Origin of the sequence: Nocardioides immobilis (assembly GCF_003515065.1) — a bacterium.
Lineage (GTDB): Bacteria > Actinomycetota > Actinomycetes > Propionibacteriales > Nocardioidaceae > Nocardioides > Nocardioides immobilis.
Window position 1 is genome coordinate 1 of the sequence record NZ_QXGH01000045.1, and the last position, 25,055, is coordinate 25,055.

At 68.2% G+C, this 25,055-nt stretch carries 21 protein-coding genes; 7 read left to right on the top strand and 14 right to left on the bottom strand.

Annotation, left to right across the window (positions count from 1 at the left end; all coding sequences use genetic code 11):
* The first annotated feature begins 218 nt into the window (after positions 1 to 218).
* Positions 219 to 1,634: a tyrosine-protein kinase domain-containing protein gene (locus D0Z08_RS29180; RefSeq protein ID WP_118928806.1), complete on the top strand. Its 1,416-nt coding sequence runs from the start codon at positions 219 to 221 to the stop codon at positions 1,632 to 1,634.
* Between the two features lie 48 nt (positions 1,635 to 1,682).
* On the opposite strand, the gene D0Z08_RS29185 is transcribed toward D0Z08_RS29180, so the two are convergent.
* The 3 genes from D0Z08_RS29185 to D0Z08_RS29195 are packed head-to-tail and all read right to left on the bottom strand — an operon-like array spanning position 1,683 to position 5,654.
* Positions 1,683 to 2,672 (bottom strand): GDP-mannose 4,6-dehydratase, encoded by a 990-nt coding sequence (locus D0Z08_RS29185; protein ID WP_182481567.1) that lies wholly within the window; start codon positions 2,670 to 2,672, stop codon positions 1,683 to 1,685.
* Complete coding sequence (gmd, locus tag D0Z08_RS29190) at positions 2,669 to 3,664, bottom strand: GDP-mannose 4,6-dehydratase (protein WP_118928808.1); 996 nt, start codon at positions 3,662 to 3,664, stop codon at positions 2,669 to 2,671. Before gmd ends, D0Z08_RS29185 begins: the two co-directional genes overlap by 4 nt.
* A gap of 34 nt (positions 3,665 to 3,698) precedes the next feature.
* Positions 3,699 to 5,654 (bottom strand): glycosyltransferase, encoded by a 1,956-nt coding sequence (locus D0Z08_RS29195; protein ID WP_118928809.1) that lies wholly within the window; start codon positions 5,652 to 5,654, stop codon positions 3,699 to 3,701.
* A gap of 88 nt (positions 5,655 to 5,742) precedes the next feature.
* Between D0Z08_RS29195 and D0Z08_RS29200 the strand changes: the two genes are divergently transcribed.
* The gene (locus D0Z08_RS29200) at positions 5,743 to 6,777 is read left to right on the top strand and encodes a putative sugar O-methyltransferase (RefSeq protein WP_182481568.1); all 1,035 of its coding nucleotides are present in this window, start codon (positions 5,743 to 5,745) and stop codon (positions 6,775 to 6,777) included.
* A 34-nt stretch (positions 6,778 to 6,811) separates the two neighbouring features.
* Here the strand turns inward: D0Z08_RS29200 and D0Z08_RS29205 are convergent, their stop codons facing one another.
* From D0Z08_RS29205 to D0Z08_RS29250, 10 genes are all read right to left on the bottom strand, one after another.
* Entirely contained in the window at positions 6,812 to 7,789 is a 978-nt protein-coding gene (locus tag D0Z08_RS29205; RefSeq protein WP_118928811.1) for a glycosyltransferase family protein, read from the bottom strand.
* A gap of 63 nt (positions 7,790 to 7,852) precedes the next feature.
* The gene (locus tag D0Z08_RS29210; protein ID WP_118928812.1) at positions 7,853 to 8,581 is read right to left on the bottom strand and encodes a class I SAM-dependent methyltransferase; all 729 of its coding nucleotides are present in this window, start codon (positions 8,579 to 8,581) and stop codon (positions 7,853 to 7,855) included.
* Between the two features lie 5 nt (positions 8,582 to 8,586).
* Positions 8,587 to 9,543, bottom strand: a complete 957-nt coding sequence (locus D0Z08_RS29215) for a glycosyltransferase family 8 protein (RefSeq protein ID WP_118928813.1) — start codon at positions 9,541 to 9,543, stop codon at positions 8,587 to 8,589.
* An 11-nt stretch (positions 9,544 to 9,554) separates the two neighbouring features.
* Positions 9,555 to 11,036 (bottom strand): lipopolysaccharide biosynthesis protein, encoded by a 1,482-nt coding sequence (locus tag D0Z08_RS29220; RefSeq protein ID WP_118928814.1) that lies wholly within the window; start codon positions 11,034 to 11,036, stop codon positions 9,555 to 9,557.
* A 108-nt stretch (positions 11,037 to 11,144) separates the two neighbouring features.
* Entirely contained in the window at positions 11,145 to 11,945 is an 801-nt protein-coding gene (locus D0Z08_RS29225) for a hypothetical protein (RefSeq protein WP_147381579.1), read from the bottom strand.
* Between the two features lie 105 nt (positions 11,946 to 12,050).
* Positions 12,051 to 12,989 carry a glycosyltransferase family 8 protein gene (locus D0Z08_RS29230; RefSeq protein ID WP_118928816.1) on the bottom strand — a complete coding sequence of 313 codons (939 nt, stop codon included), beginning with the start codon at positions 12,987 to 12,989 and terminating at the stop codon, positions 12,051 to 12,053.
* Positions 12,990 to 13,040: 51 nt separating this feature from the next.
* Positions 13,041 to 13,817, bottom strand: a complete 777-nt coding sequence (locus D0Z08_RS29235) for an FkbM family methyltransferase (protein WP_182481571.1) — start codon at positions 13,815 to 13,817, stop codon at positions 13,041 to 13,043.
* Positions 13,818 to 13,833: 16 nt separating this feature from the next.
* Positions 13,834 to 14,448 (bottom strand): class I SAM-dependent methyltransferase, encoded by a 615-nt coding sequence (locus D0Z08_RS29240; RefSeq protein WP_118928818.1) that lies wholly within the window; start codon positions 14,446 to 14,448, stop codon positions 13,834 to 13,836.
* On the bottom strand, positions 14,445 to 15,254 hold the full coding sequence (locus tag D0Z08_RS29245; protein ID WP_118928819.1) for a TylF/MycF/NovP-related O-methyltransferase: 810 nt from the start codon (positions 15,252 to 15,254) through the stop codon (positions 14,445 to 14,447). The genes D0Z08_RS29240 and D0Z08_RS29245 overlap by 4 nt, the downstream gene beginning before the upstream one ends.
* 100 nt (positions 15,255 to 15,354) lie before the next feature.
* The gene (locus D0Z08_RS29250) at positions 15,355 to 16,476 is read right to left on the bottom strand and encodes a glycosyltransferase family 4 protein (RefSeq protein ID WP_118928820.1); all 1,122 of its coding nucleotides are present in this window, start codon (positions 16,474 to 16,476) and stop codon (positions 15,355 to 15,357) included.
* Positions 16,477 to 16,652: 176 nt separating this feature from the next.
* Here D0Z08_RS29250 and D0Z08_RS29255 point away from each other — a divergent pair, with 176 nt between their 5' ends.
* Positions 16,653 to 17,996 (top strand): O-antigen ligase family protein, encoded by a 1,344-nt coding sequence (locus tag D0Z08_RS29255; protein ID WP_118928821.1) that lies wholly within the window; start codon positions 16,653 to 16,655, stop codon positions 17,994 to 17,996.
* A complete protein-coding gene (locus tag D0Z08_RS29260; protein WP_118928822.1) occupies positions 17,993 to 18,967 on the top strand; it encodes a UDP-glucuronic acid decarboxylase family protein in 975 nt (324 codons plus the stop codon). Before D0Z08_RS29255 ends, D0Z08_RS29260 begins: the two co-directional genes overlap by 4 nt.
* Positions 18,968 to 19,002: 35 nt before the next feature.
* Here the strand turns inward: D0Z08_RS29260 and D0Z08_RS29265 are convergent, their stop codons facing one another.
* On the bottom strand, positions 19,003 to 19,278 hold the full coding sequence (locus D0Z08_RS29265; protein WP_118928823.1) for a MoaD/ThiS family protein: 276 nt from the start codon (positions 19,276 to 19,278) through the stop codon (positions 19,003 to 19,005).
* Between the two features lie 121 nt (positions 19,279 to 19,399).
* Between D0Z08_RS29265 and D0Z08_RS29270 the strand changes: the two genes are divergently transcribed.
* Genes D0Z08_RS29270 through D0Z08_RS29280 form a run of 3 tightly spaced genes read left to right on the top strand, consistent with a single transcriptional unit; the run spans position 19,400 to position 25,054 of the window.
* Entirely contained in the window at positions 19,400 to 20,140 is a 741-nt protein-coding gene (locus tag D0Z08_RS29270; RefSeq protein WP_118928824.1) for a response regulator transcription factor, read from the top strand.
* A 22-nt stretch (positions 20,141 to 20,162) separates the two neighbouring features.
* Positions 20,163 to 21,038 (top strand): mycothiol synthase, encoded by an 876-nt coding sequence (gene mshD, locus D0Z08_RS29275; RefSeq protein ID WP_118928825.1) that lies wholly within the window; start codon positions 20,163 to 20,165, stop codon positions 21,036 to 21,038.
* A gap of 11 nt (positions 21,039 to 21,049) precedes the next feature.
* The gene (locus tag D0Z08_RS29280) at positions 21,050 to 25,054 is read left to right on the top strand and encodes a hypothetical protein (protein ID WP_118928826.1); all 4,005 of its coding nucleotides are present in this window, start codon (positions 21,050 to 21,052) and stop codon (positions 25,052 to 25,054) included.
* Position 25,055 lies beyond the last annotated feature (1 nt).

Consider the following 25,055-nt stretch of genomic DNA (forward strand, 5'->3'; position numbering starts at 1 on the left):
TCACTTACGGAGTGCCTTTCCGCTGGGGCTTCTTGGACTGTCGCAAGAACAAGAATCCCAAGCAGGACGGGCACTTCCGTGCTTTCAGCCCAGGTGTCGCCGGGTCACCGACGAAATGCCGAGGCTAGGATGCTCGTTGAGGGGTCGTGCGTGACGTGCGAGGAAGTCGCGGCGTTCTTCGTTTGGCGTTAGCAGTCGGTCGTCGAAGATGAGGTGCCGTGGATTTCAAGCAGTTCTTGCAGGTCCTGCGTCGACATTGGTTGGGTGTCGTGCTGATGTTCCTGCTTTCCGTCGGCGCAGCGTCCGGGATCTCGCTCGCACAGACGCCGACCTACGAATCCACGGCAAAGGTCTTCCTCTCGGTCAACACTCGAAACGCCACCGACGCCTCCGCGGTGAGTTACTTCCTCACCACGCGTGCGCAGTCCTACGCAAGTCTCGCGAAGAGCGCTGAACTGGCAGAGCGGGTCATCGAGGTGCTCGACCTGGATATGACGCCGGCCCAGCTGTCGAGCCGAATCTCGACCGAGGTTGTCGAGGAGACGTCCCTGATCACCATCACGGTCTCGGACGAGGATCCCTACGACGCGCAGAAGATTGCCGATGTCGTCACGAATGAGTTACAGGTCTATACCGAAGAGCTGGAGACCGTCGGCGGCGGCGGCGAGCCGCAGGTCGCCGTTCACATCACGGACCCGCCGGAGTACAACGGGACACCGGTCAGCCCGAACTGGGCCATCAACCTGCTTGCCGGCGGGCTGATCGGACTGTTGATAGGGCTAGCGCTGGCAGTCTCACGGGAACTGCTCGACCGCACTGTGCGCACGGCCGACCACATCGCCGAGGTCACCGACGCGCCCGTCCTCGTCAGCATCGGCTTCGACAGCGACATCCGGCAGGCCCCGCTGCTGACCGACCTCAGCGGTTTCGCCGCGCGGACCGAGGCGTTCCGCCTGCTTCGAACCAATCTCCAGTTCATCGACATCGACCACCACGCGCGGGTGCTGGTGGTCACCAGCGCGGTGCCGGGCGAGGGCAAGACGATGACATCCACGAACCTGGCGGTCGCGCTCGCCCAGACCGGTCGTACCGTGCTCATCATCGACGCCGACCTGCGCCGTCCCCGGGTTGCAGCCATGCTAGGCGTCGACCCGGCTATCGGCCTGACCACGGCTCTTGTCGGAAAGACGGATATCGAGGACGCGATCCAGGTACACGATCCCAGTGGGCTCCACGTGCTCGCGAGCGGAGCGAAGCCACCCAACCCGACTGAGATCTTGCAATCACGGGTGACGCGCGACTTGATCCTGCGGCTGAGGCAGTCCTACGACATGATCATCATCGACGCGCCGCCCCTGTTGCCCGTGGCAGACGCCTCCGTGTTGACGACCATCGCGGACGGTGCCGTCCTCGTGGTCCGACATGGGCAGACGACGCGAGACCAAGTTGCCGAAGCCCTGAACCGGTTGTCCCAGATTGGCGGCAAGGTCTACGGAATCGTCGTCAACATGGTGGCAAAGCGCTCGATCGGCTCCTACTACTACTATTACTACGAGGAGACGGCGCCGGCCGACAGCGCGAGTCGTCGCAAGGAGAAGGCCTCGCCTCAGGCGAAGGGCAGCCGTCGACTGTAACTCGCCAACGCGCCACATGTGCAACCGACCGTCACCCGCCTGACGTCGTCACTGCATCGCGGTCCGGCCGCTCGAGGACAACGCCAGGTAGGTCTGGTCCTCTTCGACGCCCGACTGCAATCGTCGTCGGTCCACCTCGACCATGTGTGCAATGGTCCGCTCGAGGGTGGTAATCGCCTGCCAACCAAGAGCCTCACGGATCGGGCGGGGGTCGCCGACTAGTTCGCGTGCGTCCATCGGGCGTGCGCGGGCGGCGTTGATATCGATGCGGTCCCAGGGGTTGCCCACGCCGGCAGCCTCGAACGCCATGTCGACCACGTCACGCAGGCTGTGCACTGCGCCGGTGGCGACGACGTGGTCTGCCGCCTGGTCGGCACGGAGCATGAGCGGCATGGCCCGCACATGATCTGCGGCGGCACCCCAGTCCCGACGAATATCGACCCGACCGAGGGCTAGCCGATCCCGTAGTCCCAGGGCGATTTCGACAGCCGCGCGGGTGATCTTGCGCACCACGAATGTAGGGCGGCGCAACGGACTCTCATGCATGTGCAGCACTGCATCGACACAGTAGCGGCCCTGATCTCGCGCGAGCACGACCGCCTCGCGCGCCTGCGCCTTGCCCAGTGCGTACGGACTCGTAGCTGCTGGGCCGGTCTCCTCTGCCGAACCCGCTTGGAGAAAGCGAGTAGCCGGAAGGAGTTCGAGTGCCTTCAGCATCGCGGCTGGTGCTCTTGCATTGAGCTCCATAGCCGTCTCCGGATCATCCCAGCTCGCGCCCACCGATGAGAACGCAGCGAGGTTGTAGACCTCATCGGGACGTAGGTCTCTGACCAGATCAGTGAAGCCACGGTGATCGCGCAGATCCAATGGCACCAACGTCACGCCGCCCAAGTACGGCGACATCGCGTGCGCCGCAGGTGAACCGGGCCGGTGAGTGCCGACCACCCTGACACCCTCCGCTCGGAGCAACTGGACCAGGTAGACGCCGTCCTGCCCCGTGGCTCCGGTGATGAGTGCGGTCGAGTTGCGACGACTCATCCGGAGGCATCCTCGCGGCGGTGCCGCACCAGCCGGCCGAGCTGCTCGACGTCGGCATCGACCATGAGCGCAGCGAGCTCTTTGACTGTGACCTGGGGCTCCCATCCGAGGACTCTCCGAGCCTTCGACGCGTCCCCGATGAGGGCATCCACCTCGGTCGGCCGCTCGTAGCTCATGTCGTACCTCACGTGATCGCGCCAGTCGAGGCCGATCCGCGCGAACGCGTACTCGCAGAATTGCCGCACGGTCGTGCCTACTCCAGTTGCGAGCACATAGTCTTGCGGTTCGTCATGTTGGAGCATGCGCCACATGCCCTCGACGTACTCCTTGGCGTATCCCCAGTCACGCACCGCGTCAAGGTTGCCGAGGGTGAGGTGGTCGGTGACCCCCAACTTGATGGAGGCCACCCCCAAGGAGATCTTGCGGGTCACGAAGCTCTCTCCGCGCCGCGGCGACTCGTGATTGAAGAGGATCCCTGAGACGGCGAAGATGTCATAGGCCTCGCGGTAGTTGACCGTCACCCAGTGTGAGTAGAGCTTCGCGGCGCCGTAGGGAGACCGCGGGTAAAAGGCACTCGACTCGTCCTGCGGCGGCGGTGTCGCTCCAAACATCTCCGACGTTGACGCCTGGTAGAAGCGGCAGTCCAGGCCGGCCGCTCGGATCGCCTCGAGGAGGCGCAGGGTCCCGACTGCGTCGGTCGATGCCGTGTACTCAGGCATTTCGAAGGAGACCTTGACGTGGCTCTGGGCTCCGAGGTTGTAGACCTCATGCGGCTCGATCAACCGGACCAGGTTGACCAGGCTGACTCCGTCCGTCATGTCGCCGTAGTGGAGATGGAGAGCCGGATCGGTAATCTGGTCGATCCGACTGCGGTTCAGGGTCGAGTGTCGCCGCACCAGACCGTGCACCTCATAGCCCTTGCCGAGGAGCAGCTCAGCAAGATAGGAGCCGTCTTGGCCAGTGATGCCCGTGATGAAGGCGCGCTTTGTCATGGACGGCACACTGCGGTCGCGGTCGGACGGTCAGTCATCCAAGGTTCTTTCGGGCGAACACCATGAGGGTCGGCGCCATGGGGGGTGGGGTCAGGCGATCGACCCCCGCGGCAATACGCCACATGAGTGCCGACGCGCCGGCGTACTGCTGGATACCGGGGTGTCCATAGGTCACCAACGTCCATTCCGGCGCGGGGAACAGTCGACGAAGATCACGTTTGGTGTTCATGGCATATCGGGTTGGAAAAACGTCTTCAGCGGGCCGACCTGGTTGGAGGTGGCGAAGTGTGGAGACGTGCAGACGGTTAGGGACGATTCTCGCGGCGATGGCGATGAGCCCCAGCTTGTTAGGGGTCCGCGCGCAGAGCCACCCGCCCGGCTTGAGCAGGCGTCCCAGCTCGGCTGCGACGGAGGGAGCATCACCACGATCCACGTGCTCGAACACGTAATCAGCGAGCACTAGGTCGAACGTCTCGTCGTCGAACGGTATCCGTCCGGCCGGGTCGATCTGGTGGGCCTCGTCGAGCGACGTGTTGTCCAAGACGACCGGATCCACATCTACACCGACCACCCTGGCAGCTTTGCTCCGCAGGTCGCGCACCTCACGAAACACCGAGGGCGTATCAGGGTCGTTCCACCCGCCTCGCCCAGCTCCGAAGTCGAGAACCACACTGTCGGGGGTCAGCAGCGATTGAACGCGGATGTAGAAGTCGATGAAGCCGTCCTGCCGGATGTAGCCGCCTGCGACGACCTCGGGATACAGCCGCGCGATGACGTCGTCACGGGTGGGCTTCTTCGTTGCGGTCACCATGCTCCTTTCGGACGTATCGCGCAGCGCCGCCGCGACGGCAGCCGGTTCGAACTCGCGGGCGACAAGCTCGCGAGCGCGCTCGCCGAGTGCTGCCGCCTGCTCCGGAGAGTTGAGGAGCTCATCGATCGCCTTCGCGGCGAGATGCGCGTCGCGCGGGACAGCGACTGCTGCACCAGCGCGGACCAGGTCCTCAGCAAGGAATACCCCGTCGCTGATCACCGTCGGACACCCGGCCGACAGCGCCTCGATGGCCGACAGTCCGAAGTTTTCGTATTCGGACAACAAGGCGAAGACCGCCGCGGCGGCGAAGGCCTCCACGCGATCCTCGCCTTCCAACCAACCCGTCCAGTGAACGCGGTCGGTCACGCCGCACCGTCGCGCCGTCTCGACCGCGAGAGCTCGCTCCGAATCGGGTCCGTCACCGACGACGGCTAGGTGAGCGTCGCGGCATTCGAGCAGCGAGAGCGTCTCGATGAGCAGAGGCAGCCGCTTCTTGGGGTCGATCCGACCGAGGAAGAGCACGACCGGGGCCTCCGGCGGAATGCCGTGCCGCTTTCGCCAGAAAGCCGGACTCGCTCCTTCCACCCGCAGCGGCGCAACGGGAAGCGCAATCACTTCGTGTGGCGTGGCCGAACCGTACGTGACGGCGATTCTGGACTCACGAGTCGCCGTAAAGAGCAGCGCGGCGCACCGATCGAGGATTCTTCGCGTGACAAGGGGGCCGATCAGGCGCTTTAAGAGTTCGTGCTTCCGAAGATCGGACGGGTCGAGGGAGCCGTGCGGCCACAGGAGCACCGGCACTCGCCACAGCGGGCAGAGGACCACTGCGTACACCGCGGAGAGCGAGAACAGACTGTGCACCTGCACCTCGTCGAAGTCCCGCACCTTGCGCGACAACCACACCAGTTGGCGGAGCGACCCGCCGAAACGTGCCACGGGAGGCGACGCCAGGAACATCCGCCTCGACACACGCTGGTCCATGAGATCGATGGTTCGGTGCTCGCCCCCGCGCACGACGGGCGCGCTGAACGTCACGTCGACACCGCCGCCGGCCATTGCTTCGGCGATGTTGACTGCCGCGCGAAGGCTCCCGCCTGAAGTGTCGGCCACGCTGTTGAGCAGGAGCAGTGCGGAACGAGCGGTGGAGGCAGGCTCCCCCTCGCGGCTTGGCGATGACATCGCGGCACATCTTACGCACGTGATGCGGGCGCGGCGCTGACCGCGCTGTGCTACTTTCCTCCGGCCATCGGCTACCTTCGGAGTGTCAGTGAACCCACCTATCCGCCTCAAGCGCGGGCTCCAGCGGGCACTCCGCCACCGCGGCTACGCCCTCTATCGACTCACCGCCGAGGAACGGGCGGCCATCGAGCGGCGCGACGATCGCGAGAGCCTCGACTCCGTCTTCGGTCCGAGTCTCGACCGGCTCCAGGAGCTGCGTCGGCGGTACAGCGAGGTCGATCTCCCGGTCGCGATCCATTCGGTCTGGGGGGCGCGGAAGACCAGGAGGGGCACGACCGACATCGGCTGGGGCGGAGTCGACCTTCGCAACTTCCGCGGTCACAGCGCCTACGTCTGGGACTACGGCAGCGCCAGCTTCGAGGCGACGAACCTCAAGTTCTACCTCTTCACCGAGGCAGTCAGGCGGAAGGACCGCCTGGGCCTGCTCGGCACGCTGACGGAGGACGGTGCGTTCGGCTGCTCGACCTATGAGTACGAGGGGACAGGCCCCGTCAGCCGCGACCTGCTTGACTCGGTGGTGGAGATCAACTTCCTGGACAAGCACGTGGGCGTGGTGCAGCGCGACGATCTCCGCGTGCTCGACATCGGCGCCGGCTACGGTCGCTTGGCTCACCGGATGCTGGAGGCGCAACCGCGGATCCAGTCCTTCACGTGCGTCGACGCCGTACCCGAGTCCACCTTCCTGTGCGAGTTCTACCTGGCAGAGCGGGGGCTGGAGGAGCGAGTCTCCGTGGTTCCGCTCGACGAGCTGACAACCACGTTCGAGAGCAATCCCGACTACAACCTCGCGATCAACGTCCACAGCTTCTCCGAGTGCACTTACGCCGCCGTCGAGTGGTGGTTGCAGCGGCTCGTGGACCTCGAAGTCCGTCATCTCATGATCGTGCCGAACAACCCGGCTGCGTTCCTCTCCCTCGAGGTCGACCACCGTCGTCGCGACTACGCTCCCCTGCTGGACCAGCTCGGTTTCAAGCTGGTCGCACAGGAGCCGGTCTTCGACGACCCGCAGGTTCAGGCACTCATCGGCGTGCGCGACAACATGTTTCTCTTCGAACGCTGCTGAGGCCCCACGGACGGCCGCCTTCGGCCTGTCTGCCTCAGGACCGACCCGACCCGGGTCCGTGACGCGCCGTGGGCAGCAGGACCCGGCGCAGTGCCCGACGGGCTCGCTTGGAAGGGAGCACCTTGCGCAGGACGGTGACCGCCGTGCCTATCGCGCGGAGCACCTCGCGGTCCAGGAGGCTCTCCAACCGCGGGTTGTGCGCGACGAGTGGCGGATGCGCGAGGGGAAGTGCGATGGCCCGCGCAGGTATCTCCGCCATGGACCCGGGCGCGGTGGTCTGGGTGGCGTCGGCGCGGAAACCCAGGTTGGACACCAGGTTGGTGGCCGGGTAGACCGACAGCCCGTGCTGGCTCATGACGGTGTACTGCCACTGGTGGTCCCACGTGCCGTTGCCGGCGTGGATGTGGTCCCACTCGCGGCGCAGCTGGGACTGCCGTCGACGGCTGTTGTGCAGCCCGGCGAGCATGCCGCTGTCGCGGAACGCCGGCCACGAGCGCATGCCGAAGTCGTAGTGCGCCCAAGCCCGTCGCCACGTCGCCCAGCCCCAGACCAGCGGGAAGGAGGCGAACGAGTAGCTGTCGTCACCGAACGTCGCCGCTGGGGCAGCGAGGTTGGACCCGGCGATCTGGAGGATGCGGGAGTCGTCCTTGTAGCGTTCGAGCAGTTCGTCGCAGAAAGGGAAGAACGTGGGGTCGGGGACACAGTCGTCTTCCAGGATGATCGCGCGGTCGACGTGGTCGAAGACCCAGCTGATGCCCTGCGACATCGCAGGGCCACAGCCGAGATTCACCTCTCGGAGGTTCCAATGCACGTCGCACGGCCAGTCGACGTCATGCACGATCTCGCGGGTCTCGCGGCACAGCCGTTCGTCCTCGGGACGGTCTGGCCGCGGGCCGTCGGCCGACACGAGCAGCACCGGCGGCTTGGCAGCGCGGATGACCTCGAAGACCTGCTCCGTGAGGTCGGGTCGGTTGAAGACGAACAGTGCGACTGGAGCGGCGGGAGGAGCCAACGTGCTAACCCTCCGACCTGGTTGGCAAGTGCACCGGGAGTGCACGCGTATCTGCTGCTCGGATCACTTGACTGCCTCCATGTAGAGAGAGCCGGGCCGGTACTCCCTCCCCTCAGCGTCCAGGTCGAGCCCGTAGTCGTTCCAGTCGGAGATGAGGCTGCTGTCGTGGCTGTGCTGGTGGACCTCGCCGTAGCCGGCCGCCAGCAGCAGGGCGCTCAGGTTCACCCGGTCGTACATCCACTGGTGCGTCTGTCCCCGACGACGGGCATCGCCCAGCAACCGGTGCTCTACCCGCCGTCTCAGGGGCCGTTGCTGGCTGGTGCCGTGCGCCTCCCTGCGAACGGACTGCTCCAGCATGGCGGCCACGTAGCCGTCGTGTGCGTGCAGTTGGAGCGGGTCGGCGTCACAGGTGTCGAGGTGTGCGACGTAGTTGCGGCACAACAGCTCGAGGTCGGGGACGACGATGCGGTGGATGCCTCCCGGCTTGAGCACGCGCAGCACCTCTCTCACGAAGTCCTCGGCGACGTCCCGGTCGAGGTGCTCGAGGGTGTGGGAGTGGTACACGGCGTCGACCGACCCGGACTCGAACGGAATCCCGTCGGCCAGGTTGTGCACCAGGATGTTGTCGGGCAGGGAGCGGTAACGTGCGAGCCGGTCGCCGTGGAGGAACACCGGAACCAACACCCGGCGCATCGGATGGGTGCGCAACCGCAGCATTGCCGACCAGTCGACGTTGACCACGCCGGGACGGTCACTCGTCTTCTCCCCGCAACCCAGGTTCAGCAGCTTCACGGTCTTCAGTGTCCTTTCCGACGTGCGCGCTGCTTCAGCCGGGCGATCTTGAGCTGGACTCGCGGCGGCAGCGGTCGGAGTACCCGCGCCGCGAGGTCGGCGTCCTCGAGCTGCTCGAGCGGCCAGGGCGTGCGCCTGCGGTACGCCCGATACAGATGGCGCAGCGGGTGCACGCAGCGGTAGTTCCAGGGCTTGGCGTAACCCGATCCTTCGAAGTGCACGATGGCGGGTGACGCGACTGCTTCTCCGAGCTCGAGAGCGTCGCCCTGGGCGAGATCCTCGAGCCCGTTGGAGAGGAACAGGGAGGCCAGGCAGTTCCACCTGGGATGCAGCTTCAGCCAGCGTCCGGCGCAGACGAGATTGAAGGCGTCCTGGTCGGGAAGCCGGAAATGCGCGGAGTCCTTCCACTCCTCCGCCTGCGCCTGTCCGGTGTCGATCATCTGGCGCGAGAAGTGCTCCTCGCGCATTCTTCGCAGGTCCATCAGCAGCACCCCGGAGTTGAGGTAATCGGCATCTGGCGGCAGCCCGAGCCGAGCCAGGGCGGGCTGGCTGTGCGAAGGCTCGGCAGGCTGGGCCACGGCAGCGAGCAGGACCTGGTCGAGATCGAGCGACCAGAGGGGCCGCAGGTCCTGCAGGACCAGGGTGTCGGCGTCGAGGTACAGCACGCGGTCGACCTCGACGAGCAGGTCCGGCAGGAAGATGCGGTACCAGATCAGCGGGGGGTAGTGGCTGCCGGACGGGGGGAGGGTCTGGAGGAGCGCCGCATCCGGCTGTCGCAAGGTCAGGCCGATGCCGAGGCGCGTGGCGTCCTCGTGCAGCTGCCCTTGCATCTGCGGCGTCACCGTGTCGTCGTGCAGCAGGTGCAGCGTGATCGCACGGGGGAGGTTCGACGCCGCGAGCGACTGCATCAGCGTCGCCACGTGCGGTAGGTAACGGTCGTTGCTGGTGCAGGCGACGTGCATCGGCGATGGGCTCACTCGGCGGTCCGTCCGGGTCTTGGCAGCAGCCGCCGGATCACCTTCTGGATCAAGGCCTGCTGACCGAAGGCAACGTAGCAAAGACCGATGTAGACGAGCAGGGTGAACCCCAATCCCAGCGGTAGCGCCACCAACGAGGGAAGGTCGGCCAAGGTGTGGCGCGCAAGCCACCCCGCCGGCAACGCGCACGCGGCGGCGCCATAGATCCCGCCGACCGCGCGACCGAGCCCGCGGACGGTGAGCCCGGTGCCGCGGAGGCAGTAGACGAGGCACGGCAGCAGCAACAACACGGTGGTCGTCGACCAGCCGCAGGCGACGCCGGTGATCCCCCAACGCAGACCGACCAACGTGCCGGCCAGGATCACGCAGGCACCGAAGACGCCCCAGCGAAACATCCGGTGCGGCTCGCCGCGTGCCAGCAGTACCGGTCCCGTGCTGTGCAGAAGCGGCGTCACCGCGAGACCGACGGCGAAGATCCGCAGGACCTCTGCGACGTCGCCCCACTGCGCGCCGTACACGATCAGTGCGATCTGGTCACCGAACAGGGCGAACGCCAGCGCAACGGGGAGCGCCACGAGGCACAACAGCTGCACGCTGCCGTAGTAGAAGTCCGCCAAGCCTTCCTCGTCGCGATGAGCTCTAGCGAGCTTGGGCAGGGCGACGTAGGCCGCCGCGCCCTGCAAGAGGTTCTGCGGCACGCTGGCCAGCGCGTAGGCGCGGGTGTAGATGCCGACCGCCGTGGTCCCGGCGCCGCGCCCGAGCAGGACCACATGGAGGTTGTTGGCGGCCGTGACGACGAGGCTGAACCCCAGCAGCGAACCGCCGAAGGCCACCATCTCCCGCACTTCGCCGGTGAGCACGGGACGTGTGAGCGACCACCGCACCGAAGGCAGCAGCATCAGGAGGGCCAGCGCGTCGCTGACCAGGACCTGAGCGACCAGGGCCCAGTAGCCGTAGCCCGCGACGGCCACGGCGATGGCGCAGAGGCCGCCGCACAGGGCCGAACCGATGTCGATGCGCGCCGTGGTCCCGAAGCGCATCGACCGCTGCAGGAGGGCACGGTGCTGGACCGTCAGGCCGTTCAGCACGAATGTCACGGAGGTCGCCTGGCACAGCACCTCCAGCTCGGGGTGCTTGAGGAAGGACGCGATCGGATCGGCCAGGACGGCGAACAGGACGGTCAGCGTCAGCCCGAACGCGGCGTTGATCCAGAACATCGTGCTGATGGCCTGGGTGCTGACCCGCTCCCGCTGCACCGTCGCGCTGGACAGGCCTGCCTGCTGCAGGACCAGGCCCAGCGCCACGAGAGCGGTGATGACGGCAACCGCGCCGAACTCCGCGGGTGTCAGCAGTCGTGCCAGCAGGATGGTGATGCACAGAGTGATGACCTGCCGACCGATCCTCGACAACGCGACGACGGCGCCGCCCCTGATCGCCTCCGAGGGAGAGTGGTCGGCCGCCGGTTTCCAGTCGCTCAGGGTCGTGCCCGGCGGAGGAGGCCTGGCGACCCGGTCGACACAGGAGCGCGTCGCGGAGCGTGAGCGTGAGCCAGTCGCATCAGCTGATTCCTCCTGGGTCCGTCACGCTCAATCCGTCGACTCGGTGCGGCTGCACTCTACTTCGTGCGAAGAGCTCGTCGGCGTGATCGGTCCTGGACGCGCGTCGAGCCCGGCGAGACGCCGCACCTCGGCGTGCGCACGGCCGGCGCGCTCGAGGCGGCGGTGGTCGGCGACCAGCTTCTCGGCAACCTGGTCCTTGAGGTGGTCCTTCTCAGGATGCGGGAGTGCCCAGTCGCTGGGGCGACGCCCGAGAATGTCCATCGACTCGCGCACCTTTTCGCTGAACTCCAGCTTGGCCGCGGCTAGGCGCTCCGGGTCGAGGCTACGGCCCATCAGGCGGGCGGCGACTCGGGCGTACTCCTCGGTGTGTTTCATGAGCGTCTCGAAGTCGACGACCGCTATCGACGCGCCCCCCGCGAGCTCCCGCACGACCGCACCGTGGAAGTCGATGTAGTCGTCAGCGGCCATCTCGACCGACTGGCCGAACCGCACCACGTTCGACGCGATGGCCGCGACCGGTTCGCGCACCAGCACGATCGTCGGGACGCCGCGTCGGACGGCGCTCTTGACGGCAGCGGGGCTGTGTCTGTGCGACGCGATCTGAGCCGGACCGACGTCCGGCCAGCACCGCAGGATGACGAACGTCGCGAGCGTGTTGCCCGTCGACGGATAGCCCTCGACACAGATCTTCGTACCGCGGTCCGCCAGCCTCGCGTCGAGGCCGCGGGCCCGTCGGGCGCGGACGACGAGCGCATAGGCCCACGGCGAACGCCGCGTCACGCGACGACAGCGCGCGCGGAGGGTGCCGACGACGTTCACGCCACGCACCGGTGCTCCCGCAGGGACCAGCGGGCGACCGCCTGCCACGGTGACATGGCGCCACCGTAGCGCGCACGACGCTGCGAGGGTCCGCCCTGCCTGATCGCTGTCCCCTCAGCGGGACCTGTGGTCCCTCGCGGTCTGCCGAAGCCGCCTGAGACCGGCGAGCACGCTGCGCGGTATGCGCTTCTTGACGATGTTGATGGCATTGCGCCCCTCGAGTGACATCAGTGGCCACGGCGTCCGCCCGCGGTGTGCCAGGTAGGACGCACGGTAGGGGTGCTCGGAGCGGTAGTGCCACGGTTTGCTCTCAGGCAGACCTTCGAAGTGCACGATCTGCGGATCCGCCAGCGCCTCAGCCAGGTCGGCGTCCTCGAACAGCCCCTCGCCACGTCCGTAGGTCACGAAGTTGTTCATTACGTTCCACTTCGGGTGCAGCGGGTAGCGGCGCGCGTGGAGCACGACGTTCATGGAGCACTGATCGCCCCAGTGCACCTGCTCGGGGTGCTCGACGGCGTGCCGGATGATGCGTTCGGAGCATTGGTCCTCGCGGAGGAGCGCGAGGTTCATCAGCAGGACTCCGCTGTTGAAGTACGCCGCCGAGTCCGGCAGACCGATCCTCTCCGGCCAGTCCGCCATCTCCTCGTGCATCGGGTTGCTCACGGCTGCGACGTAGCAGTCATCGATGTCCAGGCTCCACAGGGGCTCGACCGAGCCGAGCGCGATCACGTCGCTGTCCAGGTACAGGATCTTGTCGAGGTCGGGCAGGAGCTGGGGCAGGAGAACGCGCTGCCAGACGACCGAGGGAAGAGCATCGGTGCTCGGCAGGGTGGCGAGGACTTCGTCCTCCACACACAGCGTGTTCAGCCGCGCTCCCGCGCCCCTGACGAACTCCGACAGCACCGACAGCTCCTCGGGAGGAAAGGTCGGGAAATGAGTGAAGTGGACGGTAATATCCACGCCCTTGGTGGTGGCGAAGACCGAGCTCAGCATGGCGGCGCAGTGCGGTAGGTACTTCAGGTCGGCCGCGCATGCGAGATCGAGGGCGGTCATGTCGTGATCCTTTGCGGACGGGACGTCACCGGCACGATGGGTGCCAGCCGGTCAATCGGCGCGCTCGGCGGAGCGCGGAGCTGGACGATCGGGAGTGGTCACGAACAGCTTGTGAAGGGCTCGGTCGGAGGAGCCGAGGCGGGTCGCGTCCAAGGCGGCGGTGTCGAGCCCGTGCTCGAAGGTCAGGTATCCCGCGCTCGTCAGCAGGTCGCGTGCGGCCTGTCGGTCCCCGGGCGAGAGATGGTGGTGCTCGTAGATGACCAGTCGCGGGCGCCAGGTGTCGAGGTCGATGCTGCGCAGGATCTGGTAGTCGTAGCCCTCGGTGTCCATCTGCAGGAGGTCGAGGTGCGTGAGGCCGCCCCGCCTGCAGAGCGAGTCGAAGTCGGTGCAGCGGACCTGGGTCTCGACCAGACGGTCTTCGATGTCGGGGATGAAGGACTTGTGACTGAGCACGACCTCGCGTCTGAAGGACCCGAGGGCGTGGTACCAGTTCCAGACAGCCTCGCCCTCCGTCGCCTCGCGCAGGTGGTAGAACGTCATCACGCCCGGCTGTTCGGCGATGGCCGACATCTCCAGCTGCACGCGCGGATGATCGCCGTAACGCGCCTCGAGCTTCTTGAAGACGTAGGGCACGGGCTCGACCATGATTCCCTGCCATTCCCTCCGCTCCACCTGGATGCGCAGCGGATCACGGGCGACACCGTCGTTGGCACCGACCTGGACGAAGGTCGCTTCCGGGTAGGCAGCGCCGAACTTGTAGACCGCCGCTTCGATCCGGTCCAGTGGCAGGCCGAGCTCCCGCCTTATGCGCCAGACAACACGCGACAACAGAATCCCCTTTGCGCTAGCCCGCGGTCGCCGACCAGAGGGAGTGCTCGACGGTGACGCCGTCGCCGAACTCTTCATGCACTGCCTCTTTCAGTCCTGGAAAGGACTCGTTGTATTCGTCGCCGCAGACAATGGCAGCGCGCAGTCGTTTGGCATGCCTGATTTCCCGGACCACGGCGTCGTACGAATGCGCGCCATCGAGGAAGACCAGTGCCGGAGCCACCCCGCGGTAGTTCTCGAAGAATTCGTTGCTGTCGGCGTCGACAATCGTCAGAGCGGTGTGTTTCTTGCAGTAATGCAGTGCGCTGTGCGTGAACGTGCGGTGGTGATCTGGTGGCAGGGAGAACGGGTGCCAGGAGTAGTTGTCGACGGTGATCAGCTCTTGGTCCGATCTCTTGGTTTCCGCGAGGAGTTGGGTGGTGAAACCGAACTGTGTGCCGATCTCAATGAACGGTCCCGGGAACTGCCGCGCCACAGTGGCTAAGCGTGTCAACTCCGTGCGACTCCGGGCGGGCAGACTTCCCCACACCGAAGCATCCATCGTTTGCGAGAACGTCAGGTGGTTCTCGGCTAGGGCTCTGATCGCAGTTCGATGTTTGTAGAGGTCCAGAGCATTGTCCAGATACCTCATTTCGCCACCCCGTGGTGAAGAGAATCATGACCCGGCCGAACAGACTCAGGTTTCACCGCGATCCGGCATGAGTAGTCAACGCGGTTGAGCAGGACAGGCGGAGCCGTTCCACTGGCAAAATACTCGTCGATGGCCTTCCGGCAACCCTTCCAATGCCCGTAGTCGTCGATCATCAACACGCCACCGGTACTGAGGAGCGGGTATAGATGCGTCATCTCATGGCGCGTGGATTCGTACCAGTCCGTGTCCAGACGAAGCACAGCGATATCGGTCGGGAGGGTATGCGGGATCGTTTCCTCCACGGCGCCCTGCACGAAGTGCAGGCGTGCCTCCGGATAACCGGTATCGAGCAGCAATCTCCGCACGATCTCGATGTTGAAGGTTTCCTCACGGAACCAGTGGGGCCAGGCTCGCTGCCCAACGCGCCTCGATTCGCGCCACTCCACCGAGGCAGGAGCGTCGAAATCAGAGACATCGACCTCGCTGGGCTCGGTCATACCTTCGAACGTGTCGTAGAGGTAGATATCGCGGTCCGACACCCCCAACCGCTGCAGGGTGAGCACCATCGCCAACACTGAGCCACCGCGCCAGACGCCACACTCGGCAAAGGCCCCAGGCACGCCGCGTCGCACGGCATAGCGGACGGCCTCAGTTAATGCGACGACCCTCTCGGGGCTGGTCATGGTGAACGGTCGAACCCGTGCCACGACTTCTCGCTCCCAGTCGCCGACTTCGGCCAAGAAGTCCTGAGGGGTGCTGCGCGACGCTGAGGCATGATTGAGGCGGCGGGCGATTCGTTTGAGCATCGAGAATGTGCCTACATATCGTGGGAACCGAAGGTCTCGGGCGACCTGAGTCGTGACACTGTAGCGGGGGCGGTCGGGTCGTGGTGGGCGACGTGGCAGATCAGTCGATGCCGTCCCGGATGCTGCGTACCACACGATCTGCAACAGCTTCCCAGGTTCTTCCGGCGCGCACCGCGTCGCTCTCTTCTGCAGCCGAGACGAAGAGGCCGCAGTCCTCGCTGATCGCCAGGAGCTGCTCGGCCACCGCGTCCACGCCGCCTTCTGGGGCGATCAGCTTTCCTGCGGAGTCGGGCACAAGCTCCGGCATGCAGTAGGCCGCGCGGCCCAGCGCCGGGACGCCGGCCGCCCGCGCCTCCAGGAAGACCAAGCCGTAAGGCTCGTACCAGGTGGGCATGGCGAAGATGTCATGGTCCGCCCACATCTGCCTGACCTCGCCGGCAGGCACCTCCCCGCGGAAGTCGACCCATTCGGGCACCGGACCCGGAAGAGGCCACTTCGGCGGACCCACGACGGTCAACGTGAAGTCTCCGGAGCCGCTCGCCCGCAGCTGCTCGACTGCCGCCACCACCAGGTCGCCGCCCTTGCGGACGAATTCGCGCCCGACGAACAAGACGCTCTTGCCCCCGGGCCCGCGTGTCTCCAGAGCGCGCTGCGCCGGCGGTCCATGGAGACCGCCGCCGACCACGTGCACGCGATCCCGAGGTACCCCGTCGTGCTCGACGAGCCAGTCGGCGAACCATTGACTGAAGCTCAGGACGCCGGCGGCCGCCGCGTAGGCCGCGCGCTGCTCCGCCACGAGCTGGTCGAGCCGCCCCGATGGGAACCTGACGAGTGCCGGGGCGTGCTCCTCGAGCACGTCTCGGTGGGCCCGGAGGACCGACAGGTTCGCGTCCTGGTAGAAGAAGGTAGGAGGCCCGGCAAGGGTCTCGACATCGCCGACGCCGACAACTGCGTCGACGTCGAGGCTGTCGACCCGGCGGCGCACTCTGGCATCGGTCAGTTGTCGGCTGGGACTCGAGGACTTCCAATTTCCGTAGCCCCGCAGGCGGCCGAGCACCGCCATGCCCGTCGACGCCCCGATGCCGTGCTGGGCGTCCACCCGCCTGAGATCGACGTCCGGGCGCGCGTCGAGGGCCCTCATCATTCCGGCTGACGAGCCAGACCACGTGGTGGCGACGGGACGCCACCACGCGCACGCGTAGGCGACCTTCAGCGTCGCCATGACCCGGGTGCTGTACGGTCACCGGCTACCGGGACGAGCGGGAGATGGCATCGAAATCCGGCCGGTGCGTAGCGATGATAGGGGGTCAAGCTCCACGCGTGGGCGCACACGGAACGTCACGCTACCGAACTGCAGGACGGCCCGTTGCGCGAAGGCCGGGATGAGACACTCGATACATGGGGAATGACCACCAACTGCTCAGGTCGATCGCGGTCTGGTCCATTCCGATCGTGCTCGCCGTGCTCCTTCCGTACACCCTGATCGTGACGGCTGACGGGTCGATCGCCGCGCTTGTCGTCGTCGCCGGCGCTCTTGTCGTGGGGATGTTGACTGCGGCGTTCGGGGTCGCCCGCACCGGAAGCGGCGTACTGATCCTGGCATTCGCGACTGTTCCGTGGAACGACGTTGTCCCCATCAGCCAGTTCGGCTTCCTGGAGCTCTCGGACGCGCTGTTCGTCACGGGGTTCCTCCTGATCCTCACGCGATTCGCGTCGCTGGACCTCCGGCTGCCGGCTCTCTTCACCGTTGGGGCCTTCGTGTTCATGGCCGCCGGGACCCTTTCGGCAATCGTGCAGCCTGCGCCCCGCGTCGAGCTCGGATACCTCTTGGATGCTGTTCAAGGTGTCATCCTGCTGATGGTGTTGGTGACGTGGTGGCGGGCCTCGTCGCGGACTGTCGTCGCGGCCGCCGGGGCCTACATCATCGGTAACGCCATCAGCGTTGCGGCCGGCATACGCGAAGGCGCCGACACGGCCGGTCGATACGACGGCCTCACCACACACCCGAACGCGCTGGGTACGTGCTCTGCGTTGAGCATCGCCCTACTGCCGTTTCTCTGGCAGACAGTGTCCCGCCAGCACCGATGGCTTCTGATCATCGGGGCGGTGGTCAGCGGGTACGGAATCTGGCTCAGTGGGAGCCGTGCCGCACTCGTTTGTGTAGCGATTCTCACGGTGCTGTACCCACTGTTCGACCGGTCGACGAGGGCGGCGCTCGCGGTGGCAGCGCTCGGTGTTCCGACGATGATCCTAGTGGCGCGCGCCGCGGAGGATCCCGACGAATCATCCGCGCTGGGGCGTCTCCTCGGCGGCGGTCGATCCGAGGACGCCACCCAGGAGCGGATCGAGGGCTCTCGCGAGCTCATCGTTCGGATCCTCGACAACCCGATTTTCGGGGCCGGTTGGGCCGACGTCTGGCAGGCACACAACATCTACCTGCAGACAGCCGCAGCCATCGGACTCGTTGGAGCCGTCGGCCTGCTGATCATCCTGACCGCTATCCTGCGACCTCTCCTCACGGTGCCGGCCCCATACCGGTGGCTCGCCTATCCAGCACTTGCGGCGGCGCTTATCGGAACCGTCGATCCTGCCTTTGGCGGCCGCTACATCTGGGCGCCGATAGCCCTCGCGCTATGCGCTGAGAGGTTGGCCGCAGCCACGGGCCCTCGCGGCGAACCCGGCCGACACCCTGGCGACGAGGAGCTGGGATCGGCGATGGGTGCTGACAGGATCACGCCATGACGAACAGCTCGACGACCCGCAACGCCCCTCCGGTACGAACCCGGATCCTCGTCACCGGCGGCGCCGGCTTCATCGGATCCCACTTGTGCGACAGACTCCTCGCCGACGGACACGACGTGCTCGTTGCCGACAACTTCTACTCAGGCACGCGCGACAACATCCGGAATCTCCTGGACCACCCGAACTTCGAGCTGCTCCGCCACGACGTCACGTTCCCGCTCTATGTCGAGGTGGACCAGATCTACCACCTTGCATGCCCCGCGTCGCCGATCTTCTACCAGCGAGACCCGGTCCAGACGACGAAGACGTCGGTGCACGGGTCGATCAACATGCTGGGCCTGGCGAAACGCACGGGTGCCCGCATCCTGCTGGCGTCGACCTCCGAGGTGTACGGCGACCCCGAGGTGCACCCGCAGCCCGAGTCGTACTGGGGGCGGGTGAATCCAGTGGGCATCCGATCGTGCTACGACGAGGGCAAGAGATGTGCCGAGACCCTGTTCTTCGACTACTACCGGCAGCACGACCTCGAGATCAAGGTCGCCCGCATCTTCAACACCTACGGGCCGCTCATGCGTCCCGACGATGGTCGGGTGGTTTCGAACTTCATCGTGCAGGCTCTGGGGGGTGAGCCGCTGACGGTCTACGGCGACGGCCTCCAGACCCGCTCGTTCTGCTACGTCGACGATCTCGTAGAGGGCCTCGTTCGGCTCATGGACTCCCCGAGGGAGGTGACGGGGCCCGTCAATCTCGGCAACCCGGCCGAGTTCACGATGCTGGAGCTCGCGGAGAAGGTGCTGGCTGAGGTCGACCCCGCCGGCACCATCGAGAAGCATCCGTTGCCCCAGGACGATCCGACGCAACGTAGTCCCGACATCAGCACGGCCAAGACGGTCCTCGATTGGGAGCCCAACGTGCAGCTCGCAGAGGGCCTGAAGCAGACGATCGACTACTTCCGCGGTGTCCTCGGGTGAGCTCCTCAGGAATGCCGAGGCTTCCGGTCAGGCAATCAGCCGCCAGCGAAAGGCGGTAGGAACTCCACCGTCGCCCCCGGAGGTACGACGACCGTCTCCGGCTCGCGGCTGCCGACCGGCTGGTCGCCCACGAGCACCGAGCAGACGCCGATCACGTCCGCGAGCCGCGAGCTGCCGTGGCGTCGTACGACCTCGTCCGTCAGCTCGGCCAGCGTGACCGGGCCCGCAACGTCTACGGTCTCCTCGGCGATGCCGGCCGCAGATCGTGCGGCCGCCCAGTAGCGCACCCGGATGACCTGCGTCTCACTCACTGTCGCTTCCCTTCCGTGTGGCGGCCAGGTTTCGGTATCGTCCCTCACAGGAAAACCGGCCGAGGCCCAGTGTTGCGTTTCGGTCTCTTGATGGCACGTCCGTGCCAGTGAGGAGACCCGGATGAGCACCCTGCTGCTCCTGACCAGCGCCCTTCAACCCTCCGCCGACGTCCTGCCCGGCCTCGCGCTCCTCGGTCACAACGTCAAGATCCTGCCCGCCGAGGGCAGCGCGCTGCTCGAGGCGCCCGAGTCCGACCTGGTGCTCGTCGACGGCCGGCAGGACCTGGCCGGCTCGCGCGACCTGTGCCGCCTGATCCGCACCACGGGCACCGACGTGCCGGTGATCCTGGTGGCGACCGAGGGCGGTCTCGCCGTCGTGTCCCACGACTGGGGCATGGACGACGTCGTCCTCCACACCTGCGGCCCGGCCGAGCTCGAGGCCCGGATCAAGCTCGCGATCGGCCGCCTGGCCGCGGCCCGTGAGGCCGCGGACCCCGAGGCCCACGTCATCCGCTCCGGCGAGGTCGTCGTCGACGACGCGACCTACACCGCCAAGGTGGGCGGCCGGGTGCTCGACCTGACGTTCAAGGAGTTCGAGCTGCTGAAGTTCCTGGCCCAGCACCCCGGCCGCGTCTTCTCGCGCCAGCAGCTGCTCCAGGAGGTCTGGGGCTACGACTACTTCGGCGGCACCCGCACCGTCGACGTCCACGTCCGGCGGCTGCGCGCGAAGCTCGGGCCGGAGAACGAGACCCTCATCGGCACCGTCCGCAACGTCGGCTACCGCTTCGTGCTGCCGACCAAGGACGGCCCGAAGGACCAGGCCGCTGCCGACGCGACCGAGGCCTCTGCGGTCGACGCCTGACGCCTTTACTAGTGTCCCGGGGATGACGTCCGCGGACCCGCTCGGTGTGATCGCAGAGGTACGGCGCGCCTGCCTCGCCGCGGACGGCCACGACCCGGTCGACGAGTCGGTCCATCTGCGCCTCAAGCACCACGGGCTGACGGACTCCTCGGCCTGGGTCGAGGACCGGGGCTTCGCGTTGCGCTACCGCAACGCGCTCGACCTCGCCGTCGCGCCGGACGCCCGCGGACGGGGTCTCGGCGGGCGGCTGGCTGCCGAGGCTGCGGCCGAGCCCGGCGAGCTCACGGCGTGGTCGCACGGCGACCATCCCGCGGCACGCGCGATCGGTGAGCGTCTGGGCTTCCGCCGGGCACGCGAGCTCTGGGTGATGCGCCGGCCTTCCGCCGTACCCCTGCCGCAGGCGGAGACGCCTCCGGGCGTGACGATCCGGGAGTTCGGCGGCCCGGCCGACGCCGAGGCGCTGCTCGCGGTCAACGCCGCCGCGTTCGCCGCCCACCCCGAGCAGGGCGCGATGTCCGCCGACGACCTCGCCGAGCGGATGGCCGAGCCGTGGTTCGACCCGGCCGGGCTGCTGCTCGCCGTGGATCCCGAGGGCGAGGTGATGGGGTTCCACTGGACGAAGCGGCACGACCAGGACCACGGCGAGGTCTACGTCCTCGGCGTCTCCCCCGCGGCGCACGGGCGCGGTCTCGGGAGGGCGCTCACGCTCGCCGGTCTACGGCATCTCGCCGAACGGCGTACCGCTGAGGTCCATCTGTTCGTTGAGTCCGACAACGGGCCCGCACTCCGGCTGTACTCCGGCCTCGGATTCACCCATGCGCCGCGAGACACCCACGTGCAGTACCACCGCCCATCCCATGGGTCGCCTGCGTCACATGGAACCCCTACACACGGATAGCATCAACACCTATGAGCTCGGCCACCGACAACGAGCCTGCGCCCGAGGAGGAGCGCGGGCTCGACAGCGCGCGCCGCGGGCGTGGCCGTCGGCTGCCCTGGAAGCGCAAGGAGGACGACGCGCCGGAGCTCGGCGAGCTCGACGCGGATGACGTCGACGCCTTCATTCGACGGAGCGCCGCCTCCGAGGACGACGCTGTCGAGGCCGACGTGGTCGCTGCGGAGCCGCCGAGCGAGGACGAGGACGAGGAGTCGGTCGACGTCCCCGAGGACCTCGCCGTCCGGGTAGCGAGCCGAGCACGGCCGGAGCCCCAGGAGTACGACGAGTTCGCCCCCGACGGTGACGAGGACGTCGACTGGTCGTCGTTCGTGACTCCCCCGGCGAGTACCGAGGGCGGCGCCGAGGACGCGCCGGCCACGCCACCCGACATCGACGCCGCACGGAAGGTGATCGCCGACGCGCTCGACATCGGGTTCGCCGAGCCACTGCCCGACGCTCCCCCGCAGCGCAAGCTGTGGCCGCGTCGCCGAGGCGACGTCGTCGTACCGCGGGAAGCGCACGGCGCCGACCCGGCCTTCGGCGGAGGCGGCGTACAGCCGGCCAAGGTCGACGCCGCCCACACCGAGGCGGTCGCGACCTTGGCGGCGCAGCTGCGCCGCGACGCCGAGATGGCGGCGGCCGAGCAGGCCGCCGAGCGGATCGCGGCCGAGGAGGCCGCCCAGCGTTCGGCGAAGGCGCGCGAGGAGGCCGACCGGCTCGCCACCGAGCAGGCCGAGCTGGCGGCACAGGCCAGCCGCGCGCGTGCCGAGGCCGAGGAGGTCGCCCACCGGGCCGCCACCGCCCGCGAGGCGGCCGAGGCGGCCGCGCGCGAGCGCGCCGAGCTCGCCGGCGCCGAGGCCGAGCGACGTGAGGCCGCCGAGCGCCACGCCGAGGAGCAGGCGGCCCGCGCCGCCGACGCCCACGCCGAGCGGATCGAGGCCGAGGCCTACGCCCGCGAGCAGGCCTCTCTTGCGGCCCAGGCCGCCGTGGCCCGGCAGGAGGCCGAGGCAGCCGCCGAGGAGTTCGCCGGGTTCGCCCGCCGCGCCCACGAGGAGCGAGCAGCCGCGGAGGACCGCGCCCGCGCCATCGCCGAGGCGGCAGCGGCGACCGCGGCCGAGCACGCGGAGTTCGCCCGCCGGATGCTCGAGGAGCGCGAGGCCACCGAGCGCAGCTCGGCCGAGATCGCCACCGCGCGCGCCGCGGCCGAGGAGTCCGCCCGACAGCAGGCCGCCCTCGCCCAGCAGGCGTTCCAGGCCGCTGAGGCTGCCGAGGAGCGGGCCCGGCTGCTCGCGGAGGACGCCGCGTCGAGCGCAGCGCAGCACGGTGCCCTCGCCCAGGAGGCGGTCGAGCATCGGGCGGCCGCCGAGGCAGCAGCGGCCGAGCACGCCCAGCTCGCGCGCGACGCCCACGAAGCACGCCACGCCGCCGAGGTCGCCGCGCAGGAACAGGCCGAGCTCGCGCGGATCGCCCTCGAGACTGCCGAGGCCGCCGAGATCCGCGCCCAGGAGGCGTCCGCCCGGGCCGAGGCACAGACGTCCGCCCGGCTCGCCGCCGACGAGTCCGCCGCCCAGCAGGCACGCGCGGCTGCGGAGGCCCACGAAGCGCGGCGACTCGCCGAGGAGGCCGCCCGCGAGCAGGTCGAGCTCGCCCGCGAGGCCCAAGCAGCCGCTGCCGCCGCGCACCAGTCGGCCGCCGCGTTGGCCGACGAGCGGATGGCCCAGACCCGGGCACTGGCCGAGGCCGAGCGGATCGCCGAGGACGCGAGCCGCGCCCGCATCGACGCCGAGAACCGGGCCCGCGAGGCGCTCGCCCAGCTCGAGCAATCGGCCATCGCCCAGCAGACCGCGATCGCGAGCGTCCAGGCCGACCTGCTCAAGGCCGAGCAGCTGGCGCTCGAGCACGCCCAGGCCCGGGTCGCCGCCGAGCAGGTCGCGGCGGAGCAGGCGCGGGCCAGGGCCGACGCGGAGACCCGCGCGGCCGCGCTCGCGCTCGAGATCGAGGAGGCCCATGCCCGCGCCGTCGCGCTGGAGAAGGCCACCGCTGACGCCCAGGCCCGCGCCGAGGAGCAGATGCGCCTCGCCGCCGATGCCCGGCAAGCCGTCGCGGAGCGGGCTGCCGCTGAGGCAGCCGCTGCAGCAGCAGCTGAGGCCGCCGAGCTCGCGGCGGCCGCTGAAGCCGCTGAGGCCGCCGCGGCTGCCGAGGCCGCCGAGCTCGCGGCGGCTGCTGAAGCCGCCGAGGTCGCTGCGGCTGCTGAGGCCGCCGCCGCCGAAGAGGCTGCCGCGGCTGCTGCGGCCGCCGCTGCTGCTGAAGCCGCCGTCGAAGAGGCTGCCGCTGTCGCCGAGGCCGCTGTGGCCGCTGAAGCCGCCGCCGCCGAGGCCGAGGTCGAGGTCGAGCCGGACGTTCCGGCGGCACTCGAGACCGACGAGTCGACCGACGCCGCTGCTGCGGCAGGGCCGACGGCTGCCGAGAGCCTGCTCGACCGCTGGGCCGCGATCAAGAAGTCGTCGGGCTGGGAGCTGCCCGCGGAAGAGCCGGCCGAGGCCGTCACCCAGGAGCCGGCACCTGCCGAGGTCGAGGAGCCGGCAGCCGCGGGCCCGACGCCGGCCGAGAGCCTGCTGGACCGCTGGACCGCGCTCACCGCGCCGGTCACCCCGCCCTCCGGCGCTCACCGCTTGGGCGGGACGGCCGGCGACGCAGGTGTCGCCGACGACGCAGCCGCCGACGTGGCCGCGGAGGACGTCTCTCCGGACGAGACCACCGACGAGCCCGCCGCCATCGAGCCCACCCTCGAGGACGACGAGACCGGCCCGCCCAAGACCCTGTTCGACCGCTGGGTCGCCAGCAAGGCTTCGGCAGACACCCCGGCACCTGCTGCGGACGAGACCGCGACCGAACCCCCCGCCGAAGCCGAGTCGCTGCTCGACCGTTGGGCCGGGTCGTGGCCGGGCGCACGGCCGTACCCCTCGAAGACCGACGCCGCCGAGGACGCACCGCCGTTCGAAGCCCCCGAAACCGCCGACGCCGCGCTTGACGAGCCGGTCGAACCGGCGCAGGACACCGTCGAGGTCGCCGCGCCCGTCGAGGAGGACTTCGACCCGCTGACGCACCCGGTCTTCGCCCAGCCGTCCATCTCGCTGCCGCTCGCGGACGAGGTGCCCGCTGAGAAGCCGGTCGAGGACGAGCCGGTCGACGAAGCACCGGTCGAGGACGAGCCCGTCGACGAAGCACCGGTCGAGGACGAGCTCGTCGACGAAGCACCGGTCGAGGACGAGCTCGTCGACGAAGCACTAGTCGAGGACGAGCCGGTCGACGAAGCACCGGTCGAGGACGAGCCCGTCGACGAAGCACTAGTCGACGAAGAGCCGGTCGACGAGACGTACGACGAGGACCTCGCCGAGGACGAGGACTTCGACGAGGACTTCGACGAGGACCTCGCGGCCGACGAGGACGAGATCGAGGGCCTGGCGGCCCACGAGGACGACGAGGAGCCCGCCGCGCTCGCGGACCACTCCCCCGCTGCCGAGCCCGCTCTGGTCACGACCGGCAAGCACACGCCGTACCACTCGAAGCGCGGCAGCGGCGTGATGCCGCTCATCGCCATCCTGTTCGCGCTCGGGTGCGCGGCCGCCGTCGGGCGCTTCGCCCTGCTCGGCACCCTGCGCGACGACATCCCGCTCAACGCGACGCTGAGCGCCGCGTCGTTCCTGCTGCTGATGTACGCCCTCCGGGCGATCGGCAACACCCGCACGGTCCACCTCGACGACCACGGTGTCCTCAAGGTGGTGCTCGGCGACTACGCGAGCACCTTCGACCTCACCAGCCCCAGCACGCAGCTCGAGCAGGTCGGCACCCCCGGCCAGCGCGGCTGGAAGCTGAGGATCCTGCGCCGGAGCATGTCGCCGGTCGAGATCGACGACAAGGCCGTCGACCCCCGTACCTTCGTCGAGGCGTTGCGCCAATGGCGTCCGGACCTCTAGA

Bases quoted from the DNA above. Each gene is read 5' to 3' on its own strand.
- D0Z08_RS29185 (WP_182481567.1), bottom strand. From the start codon at position 2,672: ATGAGTCGTCGCAACTCGACCGCACTCATCACCGGAGCCACGGGGCAG.
- gmd (WP_118928808.1), bottom strand. From the start codon at position 3,664: ATGACAAAGCGCGCCTTCATCACGGGCATCACTGGCCAAGACGGCTCC.
- D0Z08_RS29195 (WP_118928809.1), bottom strand. From the start codon at position 5,654: ATGTCATCGCCAAGCCGCGAGGGGGAGCCTGCCTCCACCGCTCGTTCC.
- D0Z08_RS29215 (WP_118928813.1), bottom strand. From the start codon at position 9,543: ATGCACGTCGCCTGCACCAGCAACGACCGTTACCTACCGCACGTGGCG.
- D0Z08_RS29230 (WP_118928816.1), bottom strand. From the start codon at position 12,989: ATGACCGCCCTCGATCTCGCATGCGCGGCCGACCTGAAGTACCTACCG.
- D0Z08_RS29240 (WP_118928818.1), bottom strand. From the start codon at position 14,448: ATGAGGTATCTGGACAATGCTCTGGACCTCTACAAACATCGAACTGCG.
- D0Z08_RS29245 (WP_118928819.1), bottom strand. From the start codon at position 15,254: ATGCTCAAACGAATCGCCCGCCGCCTCAATCATGCCTCAGCGTCGCGC.
- D0Z08_RS29250 (WP_118928820.1), bottom strand. From the start codon at position 16,476: ATGGCGACGCTGAAGGTCGCCTACGCGTGCGCGTGGTGGCGTCCCGTC.
- D0Z08_RS29255 (WP_118928821.1), top strand. From the start codon at position 16,653: ATGGGGAATGACCACCAACTGCTCAGGTCGATCGCGGTCTGGTCCATT.
- D0Z08_RS29260 (WP_118928822.1), top strand. From the start codon at position 17,993: ATGACGAACAGCTCGACGACCCGCAACGCCCCTCCGGTACGAACCCGG.
- D0Z08_RS29270 (WP_118928824.1), top strand. From the start codon at position 19,400: ATGAGCACCCTGCTGCTCCTGACCAGCGCCCTTCAACCCTCCGCCGAC.
- mshD (WP_118928825.1), top strand. From the start codon at position 20,163: ATGACGTCCGCGGACCCGCTCGGTGTGATCGCAGAGGTACGGCGCGCC.
- D0Z08_RS29280 (WP_118928826.1), top strand. From the start codon at position 21,050: ATGAGCTCGGCCACCGACAACGAGCCTGCGCCCGAGGAGGAGCGCGGG.